Raw genomic sequence first — 15270 nt, 5'->3', positions numbered from 1 at the left:
GGGAATGCGGTAGGGGAGGAGATGCCCGGCGCGATAGGCTCGTGGGACGACGATCGGGCGCGCGGGCGGAAGGCCGGCTGCACCGACGGAGCCGGGCCCCCGAGGGGGCCGAGCGACAGACAGAGAAGCGACGAGCAGAGAGCGGTGCACAGTGTCCGGTGGAGAGGTGGCCGGGATCCTCGTGGCCGTCTTCTGGGCGATCCTGGTCTCGTTCCTCGCCGTGGTGCTGGTGAGGCTGGCCCAGACGCTCAGGGCGACCACCAAGCTCGTGGCGGACGTGACCGAACAGGCCGTTCCGCTGCTGGCCGACGCCTCGGCCACCGTGCGCTCCGCGCAGACCCAGCTGGACAAGGTCGACGCCATCGCGAGCGACGTCCAGGAGGTCACCTCCAACGCCTCCGCGCTCTCCACCACGGTCGCCTCCACCTTCGGCGGACCGCTCGTCAAGGTCGCCGCGTTCGGCTACGGCGTCCGGCAGGCCCTCGGCCGCCGCACCGCCCCCGAGCCCGAACCGGAACCGGCGCGGGGCCGCTTCTCCGCCCGCCGTACGGTGATCGTCGGCCGGACCGTACCTTCGGCGCGCGGGCACAAGCGCGAACGCCGAAACGCCCGCGGACAGAAGGACTGATCCAGCGATGTTCCGCCGCACCTTCTGGTTCACCGCCGGCGCAGCCGCCGGTGTCTGGGCCACCACCAAGGTCAACCGCAAGCTCAAGCAGCTGACGCCCGAGAGCCTCGCGGCGCAGGCCGCGGACAAGGCGATCGAGACCGGCCACAAGCTCAAGGACTTCGCACTCGACGTCCGCGAGGGAATGGTCCGGCGCGAAGCCGAACTGGGCGGCGCCCTGGGCCTGGAGGCACCGGTCGACCCCGACCTCCCCGTACAGCGGCACTACGCCGTCGAGGCGGCCGAGCCCGCCGCCCGCCCGAACACGTACCGCACGCTCCCCTACAGGACGAACAACCGGAATGAGGACCACTAATGGAGTCGGCTGAAATCCGCCGCCGCTGGCTGAGCTTCTTCGAGGAGCGCGGTCACACCGTCGTGCCTTCGGCGTCGCTCATCGCGGACGACCCGACTCTGCTGCTGGTCCCCGCGGGCATGGTCCCCTTCAAGCCGTACTTCCTCGGCGAGGTCAAGCCGCCCGCCCCGCGCGTCACCAGCGTGCAGAAGTGCGTCCGTACGCCGGACATCGAAGAGGTCGGCAAGACCACCCGCCACGGCACCTTCTTCCAGATGTGCGGGAACTTCTCCTTCGGCGACTACTTCAAGGAAGGCGCCATCCAGCTCGCCTGGGAGGCCCTGACCAACTCCGTCGAGGACGGCGGCTTCGGTCTCGACCCCGAGAAGCTCTGGATCACCGTCTACCTCGACGACGACGAGGCCGAGCAGATCTGGCGCGACAAGATCGGCGTCCCCGCCGAGCGCATCCAGCGCCTGGGCAAGAAGGACAACTTCTGGTCCATGGGCGTCCCCGGCCCCTGCGGCCCCTGCTCCGAGATCAACTACGACCGCGGCCCCGAGTTCGGCGTCGAGGGCGGCCCCGCCGTCAACGACGAGCGGTACGTGGAGATCTGGAACCTGGTCTTCATGCAGTACGAGCGCGGCGCGGGCGACGGCAAGGAGGACTTCCCGATCCTGGGGGACCTGCCGTCGAAGAACATCGACACCGGTCTCGGCCTGGAACGCCTCGCGATGATCCTCCAGGGCGTACAGAACATGTACGAGACCGACACCCTGCGCGTCGTCATGGACAAGGCCACCGAGCTGACCGGCGTCCGGTACGGCGCCGAGAACGGCACGGACGTCTCGCTCCGCGTCGTCGCCGACCACATCCGTACGTCGGTGATGCTCATCGGCGACGGCGTCACCCCCGGCAACGAGGGCCGCGGCTATGTGCTGCGCCGCATCATGCGCCGCGCCATCCGCAACATGCGCCTCATGGGTGCCACCGGCTCGGTCGTCAAGGACCTGGTCGACGTCGTGATCGACACGATGGGGCTCCAGTACCCCGAGCTGATCACCGACCGCAAACGCATCGAGACGGTCGCGCTCGCCGAGGAGGCCGCCTTCCTCAAGGCCCTCAAGGGCGGCACCAACATCCTGGAGACCGCCGTCACCGAGACCAAGGCCGCCGGCGGCCAGGTGCTCCCCGGTGACAAGGCGTTCCTGCTCCACGACACCTGGGGCTTCCCGATCGACCTGACCCTGGAGATGGCCGCCGAACAGGGGCTCTCCGTGGACGAGGACGGCTTCCGCCGCCTCATGCAGGAGCAGCGCGACAAGGCCAAGGCCGACGCCCGCGCCAAGAAGACCGGTCACGCCGACCTCTCCGCCTACCGCGAGGTCGCCGACACCTCCGGCGCCACCGAGTTCACCGGCTACACCTCCACCGCCGGTGAGTCCACCATCGTCGGCCTGCTGGTCGACGGGGTGCCCTCGCCCGCCGCCACCGAGGGCGACGAGGTCGAGGTCGTCCTCGACCGCACCCCCTTCTACGCCGAGGGCGGCGGCCAGCTCGCCGACACCGGCCGCATCCGGCTGGACACCGGTGCCGTGATCGAGATCCGCGACGTCCAGAAGCCGGTCCCCGGCGTCCACGTCCACAAGGGCGTCGTCCAGGTCGGCGAGGTGACGGTGGGGGCCCCCGTCTTCGCCTCCATCGACGCCACCCGCCGCCGGGCCATCGCCCGCGCCCACAGCGCCACCCACCTCACCCACCAGGCGCTGCGCGACGCGCTCGGCCCGACGGCCGCCCAGGCCGGTTCGGAGAACTCCCCGGGCCGCTTCCGCTTCGACTTCGGTTCGCCCGCCGCCGTTCCCGGCACGGTCCTCACCGATGTCGAGCAGCGGATCAACGAGGTCCTCTCGCGCGAACTGGACGTCCAGGCCGAGGTCATGTCGATCGACGAGGCCAAGAAGCAGGGCGCCATCGCCGAGTTCGGCGAGAAGTACGGCGAGCGGGTCCGGGTCGTCACCATCGGCGACTTCTCCAAGGAGCTGTGCGGCGGCACCCACGTCCACAACACCGCCCAGCTCGGCCTGGTCAAGCTGCTCGGTGAGTCCTCCATCGGCTCCGGCGTGCGCCGGATCGAGGCCCTCGTCGGCGTGGACGCGTACAACTTCCTGGCCCGGGAGCACACGGTCGTCGCCCAGCTCCAGGAGCTGGTCAAGGGCCGTCCCGAGGAGCTCCCGGAGAAGATCGCGGGCATGCTCGGCAAGCTGAAGGACGCCGAGAAGGAGATCGAGAAGTTCCGCGCGGAGAAGGTGCTGGCCGCTGCCGCCGGGCTCGTCGAATCCGCCAAGGACATCCGGGGCACCGCCCTGGTCACCGGCCAGGTCCCCGACGGCACCTCCGCCGACGACCTGCGCAAGCTGGTCCTGGACGTGCGCGGACGCATCCAGGGCGGCCGCCCGGCCGTCGTGGCCCTGTTCACCACGGCCAACGGCCGCCCGCTCACCGTCATCGCCACCAACGAGGCCGCCCGCGAGCGCGGTCTCAAGGCCGGTGACCTCGTCCGTACGGCCGCCAAGACGCTCGGCGGCGGTGGCGGCGGCAAGCCGGACGTCGCCCAGGGCGGCGGCACCAACCCGGCCGCCATCGGCGACGCCGTCGCCGCTGTCGAACGCCTCGTCACCGAGACGGCGTGACGGGCGGGATGACGCGGATGCGCCGCGGACGACGGCTCGCCGTCGACGTCGGGGACGCCCGGATCGGGGTTGCCTCGTGCGACCCCGACGGGATCCTGGCCACGCCGGTGGAGACCGTGCCGGGACGCGATGTCCCGGCCGCCCACCGGCGGCTCCGCCAGATCGTCGAGGAGTACGAGCCGATCGAGGTCATCCTCGGTCTGCCGCGCTCCCTCGGCGGCGGCGAGGGCCCCGCGGCCGCCAAGGTCCGCGCCTTCGCCCAGACGTTCGCCCGCTCGGTCGCACCCGTTCCGGTGCGGCTGGTGGACGAGAGGATGACCACAGTGACGGCCGCTCAGGGGATGCGCGCCTCGGGCGTGAAGTCCAAGAAGGGCCGTTCTGTCATCGACCAGGCTGCCGCTGTGGTGATCCTTCAGAACGCTCTGGAGTCCGAACGGGCGTCAGGCAATCCGCCGGGCGAGGGCGTCGAAGTGGTTGTCTGATCGCGATACGGTAACGTTCCGCGCGATGCGGCGGTGATTCGAACAAACACCGCACAGCGAAGCGAAGAGACGGAACCTCGTCTCGCGGCTCTAGGGGATCGATGACTGAGTATGGCCGGGGCCCCGGCTCCGAACCGTGGCATCCCGAGGACCCCTTGTACGGGGACCAGGGATGGGGAGGCCCGCAGGCTGCCCACGGCCAGGGTCAGTACGGCGACCAGCAGCAGTCCTATCCGCAGGACCCGTACGCCCAGCAGCACCAGAACCACCCGCAGCACCAGAACCACCCGCAGCACCAGGGCCACCAGCAGTACCCGCAGCAGCAGCCGTACGACCAGCAGCCGCAGCACCAGTACGACCAGAACCAGCAGCAGCACCAGAACCATCAGTACGACCAGCAGCACCAGCAGCCGCAGCAGCATCAGCAGTACGGCTCGCCGCAGCAGGATCCGTACGGTCAGCAGCCCTCCGCCCAGCCGCAGTACGACGGCGGCTGGGACTCCGGTCAGCAGGCCGCCGTACCGTACGGGGCCGAGCCCCAGGACCCGTACGCCCAGCAGGCGCCCGGCTACGGCGAATCGCACGACTACTACGGCACCCCCGAGGCCTACCCCCCGCCGCAGCCTCCCGGCCGCCGCGAGGCCGCGCCCGAGCAGCAGCAGGAGAAGCCGGCGGAGGACTGGGACCCGGACGAGCCGCAGGAAGAGACGCATCCTTTCTTCACCGGCGCCGACGAGCCCGTCGGCCGTGATTCCCGCGAGCCCCGCGACGACGACGATGACCCGGACGACGACGCCTCGCGCTCCTCGCGCCGGGACCGCGGCGGCAGCGAGCGCCGGGGCGGCAAGGGCAAGAAGAAGAGCCGCAACGGCTGTGCCTGCCTGGTGGTCTCCCTCGTCCTGGTCGGCGGCCTCGGGGGAGTGTCGTACGTCGGCTACAACTTCTGGAAGGACAAGTTCGGCGCCCCGGCCGACTACGCGGGAGCGGGCACCGACGAGCAGGTCGAGGTCGAGATCCCCGAAGGCTCGTTCGGTTCCGAAATCGCGAACATCCTGCAGAAGAAGGGCGTCGTCAAGTCTTCCGGGGCCTTCATCGCGGCGCAGAACGACAACCCCAAGGGCAAGTCGATCCAGGCGGGCGTCTACCTCCTGAACACGCAGATGTCGGCGGCCAGCGCGGTTGAGCTGATGCTCGACTCGAAGAGCCAGAACCTCCTGGTGATCCCCGAGGGCACCCGTAACGCCGCGGTCTACGAGAAGATCGACCTCCGGCTGGAGCTCAAGAAGGGCACCACGGCGAAGATCGCCAAGACCAAGGCGGAGTCGCTGGGCCTGCCCGACTGGGTGGACGACAACCCGGATGTGAAGGACCCGCTGGAGGGCTTCCTGTATCCGGCGGCCTACCCGGTCGCCAAGGGGTCGAAGCCCGAGGACGCGCTGAAGCGGATGGTCACACGGGCCAACAAGGAGTACGACAAGCTCGACCTGGAAGGCGCCGCGAAGAAGTACAAGCTGGACGGCCCGTGGCAGGTGATCACGGTGGCCAGCCTGGTGCAGGTGGAGGGCAAGACCCACGACGACTTCCGGAAGATGACCGAGGTCGTCTACAACCGCCTCAAGCCCACCAATACCGAGACGAACCAGCTGCTTCAGTTCGACTCGGCGTTCAACTACCTCAAGAAGCAGAGCAACATCAAGATCAGCGAGTCCGAGATCCTCAACAACAAGGACCCGTACAACACGTACACGCAGAAGGGCCTCACCCCGGGGCCCATCAGCAACCCCGGTGCCGATGCCCTCGGCGCGGCCCTGAACCCCACGGCGGACGGCTGGCTGTACTTCGTCGCGACCGACGGTCAGCACAAGACCGAGTTCGCCAAGACGTACGACGAGCACCTCAAGCTCAAGAGGAAGTTCGATGCCCTCGGCTGAGAAACACCGGGCCGCCGTCCTCGGTTCGCCCATCGCCCACTCGCTCTCCCCGGTGCTGCACCGCGCCGCCTACGCCGAGCTCGGCCTCGACGGCTGGTCCTACGACCGGTTCGAGGTCGACGAGGCGGCGCTGCCCGGGTTCATCGAAGGGCTGGACTCCTCCTGGGCAGGGCTCTCCCTGACCATGCCGCTCAAGCGGGCCGTCATTCCGCTGCTGGACGGGATCAGCCCGACGGCCGCCTCGGTGGAGGCCGTCAACACCGTCGTGTTCACCGAGGACGGGCGACGCGTCGGCGACAACACGGACATCCCCGGCATGATCGCCGCCCTGCGGGAGCGCGGGGTCGAGAAGGTGGAGTCCGCCGCGATCCTCGGCGCCGGAGCCACCGCCTCCTCCGCCCTCGCCGCGCTCGCGGTGATCTGCGCAGGACCGGTCACCGCCTACGTACGCAGCCGGGAGCGCGGCGACGAGATGCGCGGCTGGGGGCAGCGCCTCGGCGTGGACGTCCGGGTGGCGGACTGGGCCGACGGGGCGCGGGCGCTCGGCGCGCCGCTCGTCATCGCCACGACCCCGGCGGGCACGACCGACGCGGTGGCCACCGACGTACCGGAGCGCCCCGGCATCCTCTTCGACGTGCTGTACGAGCCCTGGCCGACCCCGCTGGCCTCGGCCTGGTCGGCGCGCGGCGGCGCGGTCGTCGGCGGGCTCGACCTCCTCGTCCACCAGGCGCTGCTCCAGGTCGAGCGGATGACCGGCCGGGTTCCGGCCCCCCTCGGCGCCATGCGGCGGGCCGGGGAAGCGGCGCTCGCGGCCCGCTGACCCGTCCCGCCGGACGGCACGGGCGTCCGTCTGCTGGACCGGCGGCCGGACAGCGCCCCCGGTCGTGGGAGGATCAAAGGCGGCGGGCCGGGGCCGCGCACCCGGTCGCGCCGTTGGATTTTCAGGCGCGAGCATGAGGGAGCACCGTTGAGCAGGTTGCGCTGGCTGACCGCGGGAGAGTCGCACGGCCCCGCACTGGTGGCGACGCTGGAGGGTCTTCCCGCCGGTGTCCCGGTCACCACGGAGATGGTGGCGGAGGCGCTCGCCCGGCGACGGCTCGGTTACGGCCGCGGTGCGCGGATGAAGTTCGAGCAGGACGAGGTGACCTTCCTCGGCGGCGTCCGCCACGGCCTCACCATGGGCTCCCCGGTCGCCGTCATGGTCGGCAACACCGAGTGGCCCAAGTGGGAGCAGGTCATGTCGGCCGACCCGGTCGACCCCGAGGTGCTGGCCCAGTCGGCCCGCAACGCCCCGCTGACCCGGCCCCGCCCCGGCCACGCCGACCTCGCCGGGATGCAGAAGTACGGCTTTGACGAGGCCCGGCCGGTCCTGGAGCGGGCCAGCGCCCGGGAGACCGCCGCGCGCGTCGCCCTCGGGGCCGTCGCCCGCTCCTACCTCAAGGAGACCGCGGGCATCGAGATCGTCAGCCATGTCGTCGAGCTGGCCGCCGCGAAGGCGCCGTACGGGGTCCTCCCGGTCCCCGCCGATGTCGACAAGCTGGACGCCGACCCGGTCCGCTGCCTGGACGCCGACGCCTCCAAGGCGATGGTGGCCGAGATCGACCAGGCCCACAAGGACGGCGACACCCTGGGCGGGGTCGTCGAGGTGCTTGCGTACGGCGTGCCCGTCGGGCTCGGCTCGCACGTCCACTGGGACCGCCGCTTGGACGCCCGGCTCGCCGCCGCGCTCATGGGCATCCAGGCCATCAAGGGCGTCGAGGTCGGCGACGGCTTCGAGCTGGCCCGGGTCCCCGGCTCCAAGGCGCACGACGAGATCGTCGCCACCGACGAGGGCATCAGGCGCGCCTCCGGCCGCTCCGGCGGCACCGAGGGTGGGCTCACCACCGGCGAGCTGCTGCGGGTCCGCGCCGCGATGAAGCCCATCGCGACCGTGCCGCGCGCCCTGGCCACCGTGGACGTCGTCACCGGCGAGGCCGCCAAGGCCCACCACCAGCGCTCCGACGTCTGCGCCGTCCCGGCCGCGGGCATCGTCGCGGAGGCGATGGTCGCCCTGGTCCTGGCCGACGCCGTGGCGGAGAAGTTCGGCGGCGACAGCGTGGCCGAGACCCACCGCAACGTCCGGTCGTACCTCGACCACCTCCAGATCCGATGAGCGGCCCCCTGGTCGTCCTCGTCGGCCCGATGGGCGTCGGCAAGTCCACCGTCGGCGAACTCCTCGCGGCCCGGCTGGGCACCACCTACCGGGACACCGACGCGGACGTCGTCGCCGGGGCGGGCAAGCCGATCGCGGAGATCTTCTACGACGAGGGCGAGGACCACTTCCGGGCCCTGGAGCGCCGGGCCGTGGAAGCGGCCGTCGCCGGGCACACGGGCGTCCTCTCCCTCGGCGGCGGGGCCGTCCTGGACGGGGCGACCAGGGAACTGCTGGCAGGCCGCCCGGTCGTCTACCTCTCCATGGATGTGGACGAGGCCGTCCGCCGCGTCGGTCTTGGCGCCGCCCGCCCGCTGCTCGCGGTCAACCCGCGCCGGCAGTGGCGCGAGCTGATGGAGGCCCGGCGCCACCTCTACGAAGAGGTCGCCACCGCGGTCGTCGCCACCGACGAACGCACCCCCGAAGAGGTCGCCCAGGCGATCATCGACGCACTGGAACTGCCGGAGGGCGCAGCGGCCCCCGGCGTGGAGAACACCGGTATGACGCAGCAGGGCCCCACCCGTATCCAGGTCGCAGGCTCGGCGGGCTCCGCCCCGTACGAGGTCCTCGTCGGCCACCAGCTCCTCGGCGAGCTGCCCCAGCTCATCGGTGACCGCGCCAAGCGGGTCGCCGTCCTGCACCCCGAGGCGCTCGACGAGACCGGTGAGGCGGTCCGCCAGGATCTCGCCGACCAGGGGTACGAGGCCATCGCGATCCAGCTGCCGAACGCGGAGGAGGCCAAGACCGTCGAGGTCGCCGCCTACTGCTGGAAGGCGCTCGGCCAGACCGGCTTCACCCGCACCGACGTCATCGTCGGCATCGGCGGCGGCGCCACCACGGACGTCGCCGGGTTCGTCGCGGCCAGCTGGCTGCGCGGGGTGCGCTGGATCGCGATCCCGACCACCGTGCTCGGCATGGTCGACGCGGCCGTCGGCGGCAAGACCGGCATCAACACCGCCGAGGGCAAGAACCTGGTGGGCGCCTTCCATCCGCCCGCCGGGGTCCTCTGCGACCTCGCCGCGCTGGACTCGCTGCCGGTCCACGACTACGTCTCCGGCATGGCCGAGATCATCAAGGCCGGGTTCATCGCCGACCCGGTCATCCTCGACCTGATCGAGGCCGACCCCGAGGCCGCCCGTACGCCCGCCGGGCCGCACACCGCCGAGCTGATCGAGCGGTCGATCCGGGTCAAGGCCGAGGTCGTCTCCAGCGACCTCAAGGAGTCCGGGCTCCGCGAGATCCTCAACTACGGCCACACCCTGGGCCACGCCATCGAGAAGAACGAGCGCTACAAGTGGCGCCACGGGGCGGCCGTCTCCATCGGCATGGTCTTCGCCGCCGAGCTGGGCCGGCTCGCCGGACGCCTCGACGACGCCACCGCCGACCGGCACCGGACCATCCTGGAGTCGGTGGGCCTGCCGCTCACCTACCGGGGCGACCAGTGGCCCAAGCTCCTGGAGAACATGAAGGTCGACAAGAAGTCCCGCGGCGACCTCCTGCGCTTCATCGTCCTGGACGCCCTCGGCAAGCCCACCGTCCTGGAGGGCCCCGACCCGGCCGTACTGCTCGCCGCCTACGGGGAGGTCTCCGCGTGACCCGTAGGGTCCTCGTCCTCAACGGCCCCAACCTCGGCCGCCTCGGCTCCCGCGAACCCGATGTCTACGGAGCCACCTCCTACGCCGGACTCGTCGAGACGTGCACCGCGCTCGGCAAGGAGCTCGGCTTCGACGTCGACGTACGCGAGACCAACGATGAGGGCGAGCTGATCCGCTGGCTTCACGAGGCGGCGGACGGCTCGATTCCGGTCGTCCTCAACCCCGGCGCGTTCACGCACTACTCGTACGGGATGCGGGACGCGGCCGCCCAGCGCACCGCCCCGCTGATCGAGGTGCACATCTCCAACCCGTACGCCCGCGAGGAGTTCCGGCACACCTCGGTGGTCGCCCCGGTGGCCACCGGCACGATCGCCGGGTTCGGCATCGGCTCCTACCGGCTCGCCCTGCGCGCCCTGGCCGACGAACTGACGGACTGACAGCCCCCGGGGCCTGCGGGCACTCCCTGCCCTCCCGGGCCGTTCACCCTGAGACGGCCCGGGAAGGTACGGTAGCCGTCCCATCAGCGTCAGTTGCAGTTACGAGACGGAGTGGCACCGGATGCAGCACGCAGTGGGGGCCCCGCTGCCGCCGCCCCAGGGACCCGGGAACGGGCCCGCGGGCTGGTCGCACCAGGCCCAGCACCCCGGCCACCCCGGACCGCCGGGCCCGCCCCCGATACCCCCGGCCCCCGGCCAGGCACCCCCAAACCCCGGCCGGGGTCAGACCCCGCAACCGCCTCCGGCCCCCGGCCACGCCCCGCAGGCTCCACCACACGGCCAGACCCCGCAGCCTCCTCCGGCCCCGGGACAGGCTCCGCAACCTCCGGCGCCCGGCCAGGCCCCGCCACCCCCTGCCCCCGCCCAGGCCCCGCAGTACGGCTGGAGCGGCACCGGGCCCACGCCGCCGCCCTCCGGCGGTCAGGTCACCGGACACGTCCAGCTGCCCCCGGGCGGCCCCGTCCCGCTGCCCGCCCCGCCCGCCGAGCCCGGCACCGGCGGCGCCACGCTCGCCGTGCTGCTGATCGGCCCGGCCGGGGCGGGCAAGACCACCGTGGCCCGGCTCTGGGCGGCCCGCCGCCGGGTGCCCACGGCCCACGTCTCGCTGGACGATGTGCGCGAATGGGTCTGCTCCGGCTTCGCCGACCCGCAGGCGGGCTGGAACGACCACTCCGAGGCCCAGTACCGGCTGGCCCGCCGCACCTGCGGCTTCGCCGCCCGTAACTTCCTCGCCAACGGCATCTCCTGCATCCTCGACGACGCCGTCTTCCCCGATCGCCCGGTCGTCGGCCTCGGCGGCTGGAAGCGCCATGTGGGCCCCGGGCTGCTGCCCGTCGTCCTGCTGCCGGGACTGGAGATCGTCCTGGAGCGCAACGCCGCCCGCAGCGGCAACCGCAGGCTCTCCGACGAGGAGGTCGCCCGTATCCACGGCCGGATGGCCGGCTGGTACGGCTCCGGGCTGCCGATCATCGACAACTCCACGTACGACGTCGAGACCACCGCCCGGGTCCTGGACGACGTGCTCGCCCGCTCCATCGCCTCCCCGCCCGCCTGGTAGCGACCGAACGTGGGGTCCTCCGGCGTCGGGGGACCGTCACTGGCCCCCGTAAGAACCCGGCCCCGGCCCCGGTCGGATGCGCTGGCCGGGCGGGGCGGCGCCCACGCTCGTACGCTCGGAGCATGTCTGAGGTGCACGCCGTCCGACGCGGGCTGCTCCGCGACCGGTGCGCCGCCGCGGGGTCCGCGGCCGCGCTGGTCTCCCGCCCCGCCAACGTCCGCTATCTCGCGGGCGGAGCGCCCCCCGGCGCCGTGCTGCTGCTCGGCCCCGGCGAGGACGTTCTGCTCTGCCCCCGCGCCCCGACCGGCGAGGGCGGCCACGGGCGGCCCGACGAGGCGCTCCGGGTCGATGTCCTGCCCGTACCGGACGGGGACCCGGTCGTGGCCGCCGCGGGGCTCGCCGCCTCCTCGGGCGCCGATTCGCTCGCCGTGGAGGAGCACGACCTGACCGTGGCCCGGCACCGGGCCATGGCGAAGGCCGCCCCCCGCCTGCTCCTGGCCGACCTGGGGTTCACCGTGGAGCAGCAGCGGATCGTCAAGGACGAGGAGGAGATCGGCTGTCTGCGGATCGCCGCCGAGATCACCGACCAGGCCCTCGGCGAACTCCTCGAATCGATCCTGGTCGGCCGCACCGAGCGCCATCTCGCGCTGGAGCTGGAGCGCCGCCTGGTCGACCACGGGGCGGACGGCCCCGCCTTCGAGACCTCCGTCGCCACCGGCCCCAACGCGGGCCAGGGACGCCACCGGCCCTCCGACCGCCGGGTGGAGGAGGGGGATTTCCTCTCCGTCCGCCTGGGCGCGAGCTACCACGGCTACCGCTGCGAGATCGGCCGGACCTTCGTCATCGGCACCGCCCCCGCCGAATGGCAGATCGAGCTCTACGACCTCGTTTTCGCCGCTCAGCGCGCCGGGCGGGAGGCTCTGGCGCCGGGCGCCGCCTACCGGGACGTGGACCGCGCCGCCCGGCATCTGCTGGAGTCCGCCGGGCACGGAGAGGGACTCCAGGCGAGGACCGGGCACGGTGTGGGGCTCGAAATCGAGGAGGACCCGCAACTGGCACCTACAGCCATGGGTAAACTGGACGCTTGTGTGCCGGTCACCGTCGAACCGGGGGTCCACCTCCCGGGCCGGGGCGGTGTCCGGATCGATGACACGCTCGTCGTGCGCCCCGAGGCGGACGGCGGACCCGAGCTACTCACCATGACGACCAAGGAGCTGCTCGCGCTCTAGCGCGCGTTCCCGGTCGTTCCACCAGCTTCAGTCCAGGAGATTCCGCAACCGTGGCTTCCACGAACGACCTCAAGAACGGCCTGGTGCTCAAGCTCGACGGAGGCCAGCTCTGGTCCGTCGTCGAGTTCCAGCACGTCAAGCCCGGCAAGGGCCCCGCCTTCGTGCGCACCAAGCTCAAGAACGTGCTCTCCGGCAAGGTCGTCGACAAGACGTTCAACGCCGGTGTGAAGGTCGAGACGGCCACCATTGACCGCCGCGACATGCAGTTCTCGTACATGGACGGCGAGTACTTCGTCTTCATGGACATGGACACGTACGACCAGCTCATGGTCGACCGCAAGGCCGTCGGCGACGCCGCCAACTTCCTGATCGAGGGCTTCACCGCCTCGGTCGCCCAGCACGAGGGCGAGGTGCTCTACGTCGAGCTGCCCGCCGCGGTCGAGCTGACCATCCAGCACACCGACCCGGGCGTCCAGGGCGACCGCTCCACCGGTGGCACCAAGCCCGCCACCCTGGAGACCGGTTACGAGATCGGCGTGCCGCTCTTCATCACCACCGGCGAAAAGATCAAGGTCGACACCCGCTCGGGCGACTACCTCGGCCGGGTGAACAGCTAACCGTGGCCGCCCGGAACAAGGCCCGCAAGCGCGCCTTCCAGATCCTCTTCGAGGCCGACCAGCGCGGCGAGTCCGTGCAGAGCGTCCTCGCGGACTGGGTCCGGCACTCGCGGACCGACGACCGTCAGCCGCCGGTCGGCGAATTCACGATGGAGCTCGTCGAGGGGTACGCGCAGTACGCGGACCGGATCGACGACCTCATCGTCACCTACGCCGTGGACTGGGAGATCGACCGCATGCCGGTCGTCGACCGCAGCATCATCCGGCTCGGCGCCTACGAGCTGATCTGGATGGACGAGACCCCGGACGCCGTGGTGATCGACGAGGCGGTCCAGCTCGCCAAGGAGTTCTCCACCGACGACTCACCGTCGTTCGTGAACGGCATGCTGGCCCGTTTCAAGGACCTCAAGCCGAACCTCCGCCGGGAGCAGTGACCCCCGGCGTGGAGGCCCCTGGGGGCCGCCGCTCGGCCACGCACGCCACGAAGGGCCCACGGTCAGCCGACCGTGGGCCCTTCGGCGTACGTACGGACGGAGGCACGCACACAACGAAACGCCGGGCCGGCGGGAACCCGAAGGCTCCCGCCGGCCCGGCGGCACGTTTCTGCTGCGGGACTGCCCGCAGGCGACTCAGCTCTCGTCGTGGGAGACCGCGCGGCGCGCGTCCGCGTCCAGGACGCCCCAGCTGATCAGCTGCTCCGTCAGCACGGACGGCGACTGGTCGTAGATCACGGCGAGCGTGCGCAGGTCGTCCTGGCGGATCGAGAGCACCTTGCCGTTGTAGTCACCGCGCTGGCTCTGGATGGTCGCCGCGTAGCGCTGCAGCGGACCGGCCTTCTCCGGCGGGACGTGGGCGAGGCGCTCCAGGTCCAGGACGAGCTTCGGCGGCGGCTCGGCGGCCCCGCCCGGCGTCGTACCGGGCAGCAGCTCCTGCACCGGGACCCCGTAGAAATCCGCCAGCTCGGCGAGGCGCTGTACGGTCACGGCACGGTCGCCGCGCTCGTACGAACCGACCACGACGGCCTTCCAGCGGCCCTGTGACTTCTCCTCCACGCCGTGGAGGGAGAGGCCCTGCTGGGTGCGGATGGCACGGAGTTTGGCCCCGAGCTGTTTTGCGTATTCGCTGGACATATGGCTCCCCGGACGCTGGAACAGTGTGCGGCTCCGCCGCGTGGCTGGTAACTCACTGTGAGGTTACGCAGCGTTACTTGGATGCGTCAAGCCGAATGGTCCGGACCGGCACCTCCAGGGGGCGGGGCCAAGGCCTTACGCAAGCCCTGGTAACGTGGATGACGTAATTTCGACGTCCTTTAAGGTCCGTCCCGTGAGGCGGAGAAGGAGGTCCGTTTCTTATGGACGCACAGCACGACGACACCGGCAACGCGGCACGCCCCGTTCTCGAGGCCCCCGACATCGCCCGTGTTCTGACCCGTATCGCCCACGAGATCGTCGAACGCGCCAAGGGCGCCGACGACGTGGTGCTGCTCGGCATCCCGACGCGGGGCGTCTTCATCGCCCGTCGGCTCGCCGACAAACTCGAAGAGATCACCGGCCGGAAGATGCCCGTCGGCTCCCTCGACATCACCATGTACCGCGACGACCTGAGGCTGCGCCCCGCCCGGGCCCTGGCCCGTACCGACATCCCCGGCGAGGGGATCGAGGGCAAGCTGGTCGTCCTGGTCGACGACGTGCTCTTCTCCGGCCGCACGATCCGCGCCGCACTCGACGCGCTCGGCGACATCGGCCGCCCGCGCGCCGTGCAGCTCGCGGTCCTCGTCGACCGCGGTCACCGCGAACTCCCGATCCGCGCCGACTACGTCGGCAAGAACCTCCCCACGTCGCTGCGGGAGACGGTCAAGGTCCAGCTCGCCGAGGAGGACGGCCGCGACGCCGTGCTGCTCGGTGTCCAGCAGGCCGCTCCCGCGGACGCGCGGTAGCCCGAGCCCTCCCGTACGCCCTTCCGGGGGACCGTACGGCCGCTCCCGCGCGCCCGCATGCCGTGAAACACCCCCCTCCAGCC

15 protein-coding genes are annotated in these 15270 nt (G+C 71.5%); 14 read left to right on the top strand and 1 reads right to left on the bottom strand.

Features of this window, described 5'->3' with window-relative positions; all coding sequences use genetic code 11:
- Positions 1 to 166 precede the first annotated feature (166 nt).
- The 13 genes from ACFW9Z_RS19080 (at position 167) to nusB (ending at position 13685) form a co-directional block, all read left to right on the top strand.
- On the top strand, positions 167 to 628 hold the full coding sequence (locus ACFW9Z_RS19080; protein ID WP_384641938.1) for a DUF948 domain-containing protein: 462 nt from the start codon (positions 167 to 169) through the stop codon (positions 626 to 628).
- 7 nt (positions 629 to 635) lie between these two features.
- Positions 636 to 983 carry a DUF6167 family protein gene (locus ACFW9Z_RS19075; protein ID WP_384641935.1) on the top strand — a complete coding sequence of 116 codons (348 nt, stop codon included), beginning with the start codon at positions 636 to 638 and terminating at the stop codon, positions 981 to 983.
- The gene (gene alaS / locus ACFW9Z_RS19070) at positions 983 to 3652 is read left to right on the top strand and encodes an alanine--tRNA ligase (protein ID WP_384641932.1); all 2670 of its coding nucleotides are present in this window, start codon (positions 983 to 985) and stop codon (positions 3650 to 3652) included. The genes ACFW9Z_RS19075 and alaS overlap by 1 nt, the downstream gene beginning before the upstream one ends.
- A gap of 8 nt (positions 3653 to 3660) precedes the next feature.
- On the top strand, positions 3661 to 4134 hold the full coding sequence (gene ruvX, locus ACFW9Z_RS19065; RefSeq protein WP_384642097.1) for a Holliday junction resolvase RuvX: 474 nt from the start codon (positions 3661 to 3663) through the stop codon (positions 4132 to 4134).
- 101 nt (positions 4135 to 4235) lie between these two features.
- Positions 4236 to 6065 carry an endolytic transglycosylase MltG gene (mltG, locus tag ACFW9Z_RS19060; RefSeq protein WP_384641929.1) on the top strand — a complete coding sequence of 610 codons (1830 nt, stop codon included), beginning with the start codon at positions 4236 to 4238 and terminating at the stop codon, positions 6063 to 6065.
- Positions 6052 to 6885: a shikimate dehydrogenase gene (locus ACFW9Z_RS19055; protein ID WP_384641926.1), complete on the top strand. Its 834-nt coding sequence runs from the start codon at positions 6052 to 6054 to the stop codon at positions 6883 to 6885. Before mltG ends, ACFW9Z_RS19055 begins: the two co-directional genes overlap by 14 nt.
- Before the next feature lie 147 nt (positions 6886 to 7032).
- Positions 7033 to 8217, top strand: coding sequence for a chorismate synthase (gene aroC / locus ACFW9Z_RS19050; RefSeq protein ID WP_384641923.1), 1185 nt, complete (start codon positions 7033 to 7035; stop codon positions 8215 to 8217).
- A complete protein-coding gene (gene aroB, locus ACFW9Z_RS19045; protein WP_384641920.1) occupies positions 8214 to 9851 on the top strand; it encodes a 3-dehydroquinate synthase in 1638 nt (545 codons plus the stop codon). The genes aroC and aroB overlap by 4 nt, the downstream gene beginning before the upstream one ends.
- Positions 9848 to 10288, top strand: coding sequence for a type II 3-dehydroquinate dehydratase (aroQ, locus tag ACFW9Z_RS19040; protein ID WP_384641917.1), 441 nt, complete (start codon positions 9848 to 9850; stop codon positions 10286 to 10288). The genes aroB and aroQ overlap by 4 nt, the downstream gene beginning before the upstream one ends.
- A 121-nt stretch (positions 10289 to 10409) precedes the next feature.
- The gene (locus ACFW9Z_RS19035) at positions 10410 to 11405 is read left to right on the top strand and encodes an AAA family ATPase (protein WP_384641914.1); all 996 of its coding nucleotides are present in this window, start codon (positions 10410 to 10412) and stop codon (positions 11403 to 11405) included.
- Positions 11406 to 11527: 122 nt separating this feature from the next.
- Positions 11528 to 12634, top strand: coding sequence for a M24 family metallopeptidase (locus tag ACFW9Z_RS19030; protein WP_384641911.1), 1107 nt, complete (start codon positions 11528 to 11530; stop codon positions 12632 to 12634).
- A 50-nt stretch (positions 12635 to 12684) separates the two neighbouring features.
- The gene (efp, locus tag ACFW9Z_RS19025) at positions 12685 to 13251 is read left to right on the top strand and encodes an elongation factor P (RefSeq protein WP_311313502.1); all 567 of its coding nucleotides are present in this window, start codon (positions 12685 to 12687) and stop codon (positions 13249 to 13251) included.
- Between the two features lie 2 nt (positions 13252 to 13253).
- Positions 13254 to 13685, top strand: coding sequence for a transcription antitermination factor NusB (gene nusB, locus ACFW9Z_RS19020; RefSeq protein WP_015607359.1), 432 nt, complete (start codon positions 13254 to 13256; stop codon positions 13683 to 13685).
- Positions 13686 to 13880: 195 nt separating this feature from the next.
- Here nusB and bldD read toward each other — a convergent pair whose 3' ends face one another.
- Positions 13881 to 14381: a transcriptional regulator BldD gene (bldD, locus tag ACFW9Z_RS19015; protein ID WP_006123181.1), complete on the bottom strand. Its 501-nt coding sequence runs from the start codon at positions 14379 to 14381 to the stop codon at positions 13881 to 13883.
- Positions 14382 to 14602: 221 nt separating this feature from the next.
- On the opposite strand from bldD, the gene pyrR reads away from it, so the two are divergent.
- Positions 14603 to 15187 carry a bifunctional pyr operon transcriptional regulator/uracil phosphoribosyltransferase PyrR gene (pyrR, locus tag ACFW9Z_RS19010; protein ID WP_384641907.1) on the top strand — a complete coding sequence of 195 codons (585 nt, stop codon included), beginning with the start codon at positions 14603 to 14605 and terminating at the stop codon, positions 15185 to 15187.
- Positions 15188 to 15270: the final 83 nt, after the last annotated feature.

The sequence above is a fragment of the Streptomyces sp. NPDC059452 genome (assembly GCF_042750035.1).
In the GTDB taxonomy this organism is placed as follows: domain Bacteria; phylum Actinomycetota; class Actinomycetes; order Streptomycetales; family Streptomycetaceae; genus Streptomyces.
Note: the sequence above shows the minus strand (reverse complement) of the source record. Positions and strands in the feature narration are given on the sequence as shown.

Bases quoted from the DNA above. Each gene is read 5' to 3' on its own strand.
- ACFW9Z_RS19075 (WP_384641935.1), top strand. From the start codon at position 636: ATGTTCCGCCGCACCTTCTGGTTCACCGCCGGCGCAGCCGCCGGTGTC.
- alaS (WP_384641932.1), top strand. From the start codon at position 983: ATGGAGTCGGCTGAAATCCGCCGCCGCTGGCTGAGCTTCTTCGAGGAG.
- ruvX (WP_384642097.1), top strand. From the start codon at position 3,661: ATGACGCGGATGCGCCGCGGACGACGGCTCGCCGTCGACGTCGGGGAC.
- mltG (WP_384641929.1), top strand. From the start codon at position 4,236: ATGACTGAGTATGGCCGGGGCCCCGGCTCCGAACCGTGGCATCCCGAG.
- ACFW9Z_RS19055 (WP_384641926.1), top strand. From the start codon at position 6,052: ATGCCCTCGGCTGAGAAACACCGGGCCGCCGTCCTCGGTTCGCCCATC.
- aroB (WP_384641920.1), top strand. From the start codon at position 8,214: ATGAGCGGCCCCCTGGTCGTCCTCGTCGGCCCGATGGGCGTCGGCAAG.
- ACFW9Z_RS19035 (WP_384641914.1), top strand. From the start codon at position 10,410: ATGCAGCACGCAGTGGGGGCCCCGCTGCCGCCGCCCCAGGGACCCGGG.
- ACFW9Z_RS19030 (WP_384641911.1), top strand. From the start codon at position 11,528: ATGTCTGAGGTGCACGCCGTCCGACGCGGGCTGCTCCGCGACCGGTGC.
- bldD (WP_006123181.1), bottom strand. From the start codon at position 14,381: ATGTCCAGCGAATACGCAAAACAGCTCGGGGCCAAACTCCGTGCCATC.
- pyrR (WP_384641907.1), top strand. From the start codon at position 14,603: ATGGACGCACAGCACGACGACACCGGCAACGCGGCACGCCCCGTTCTC.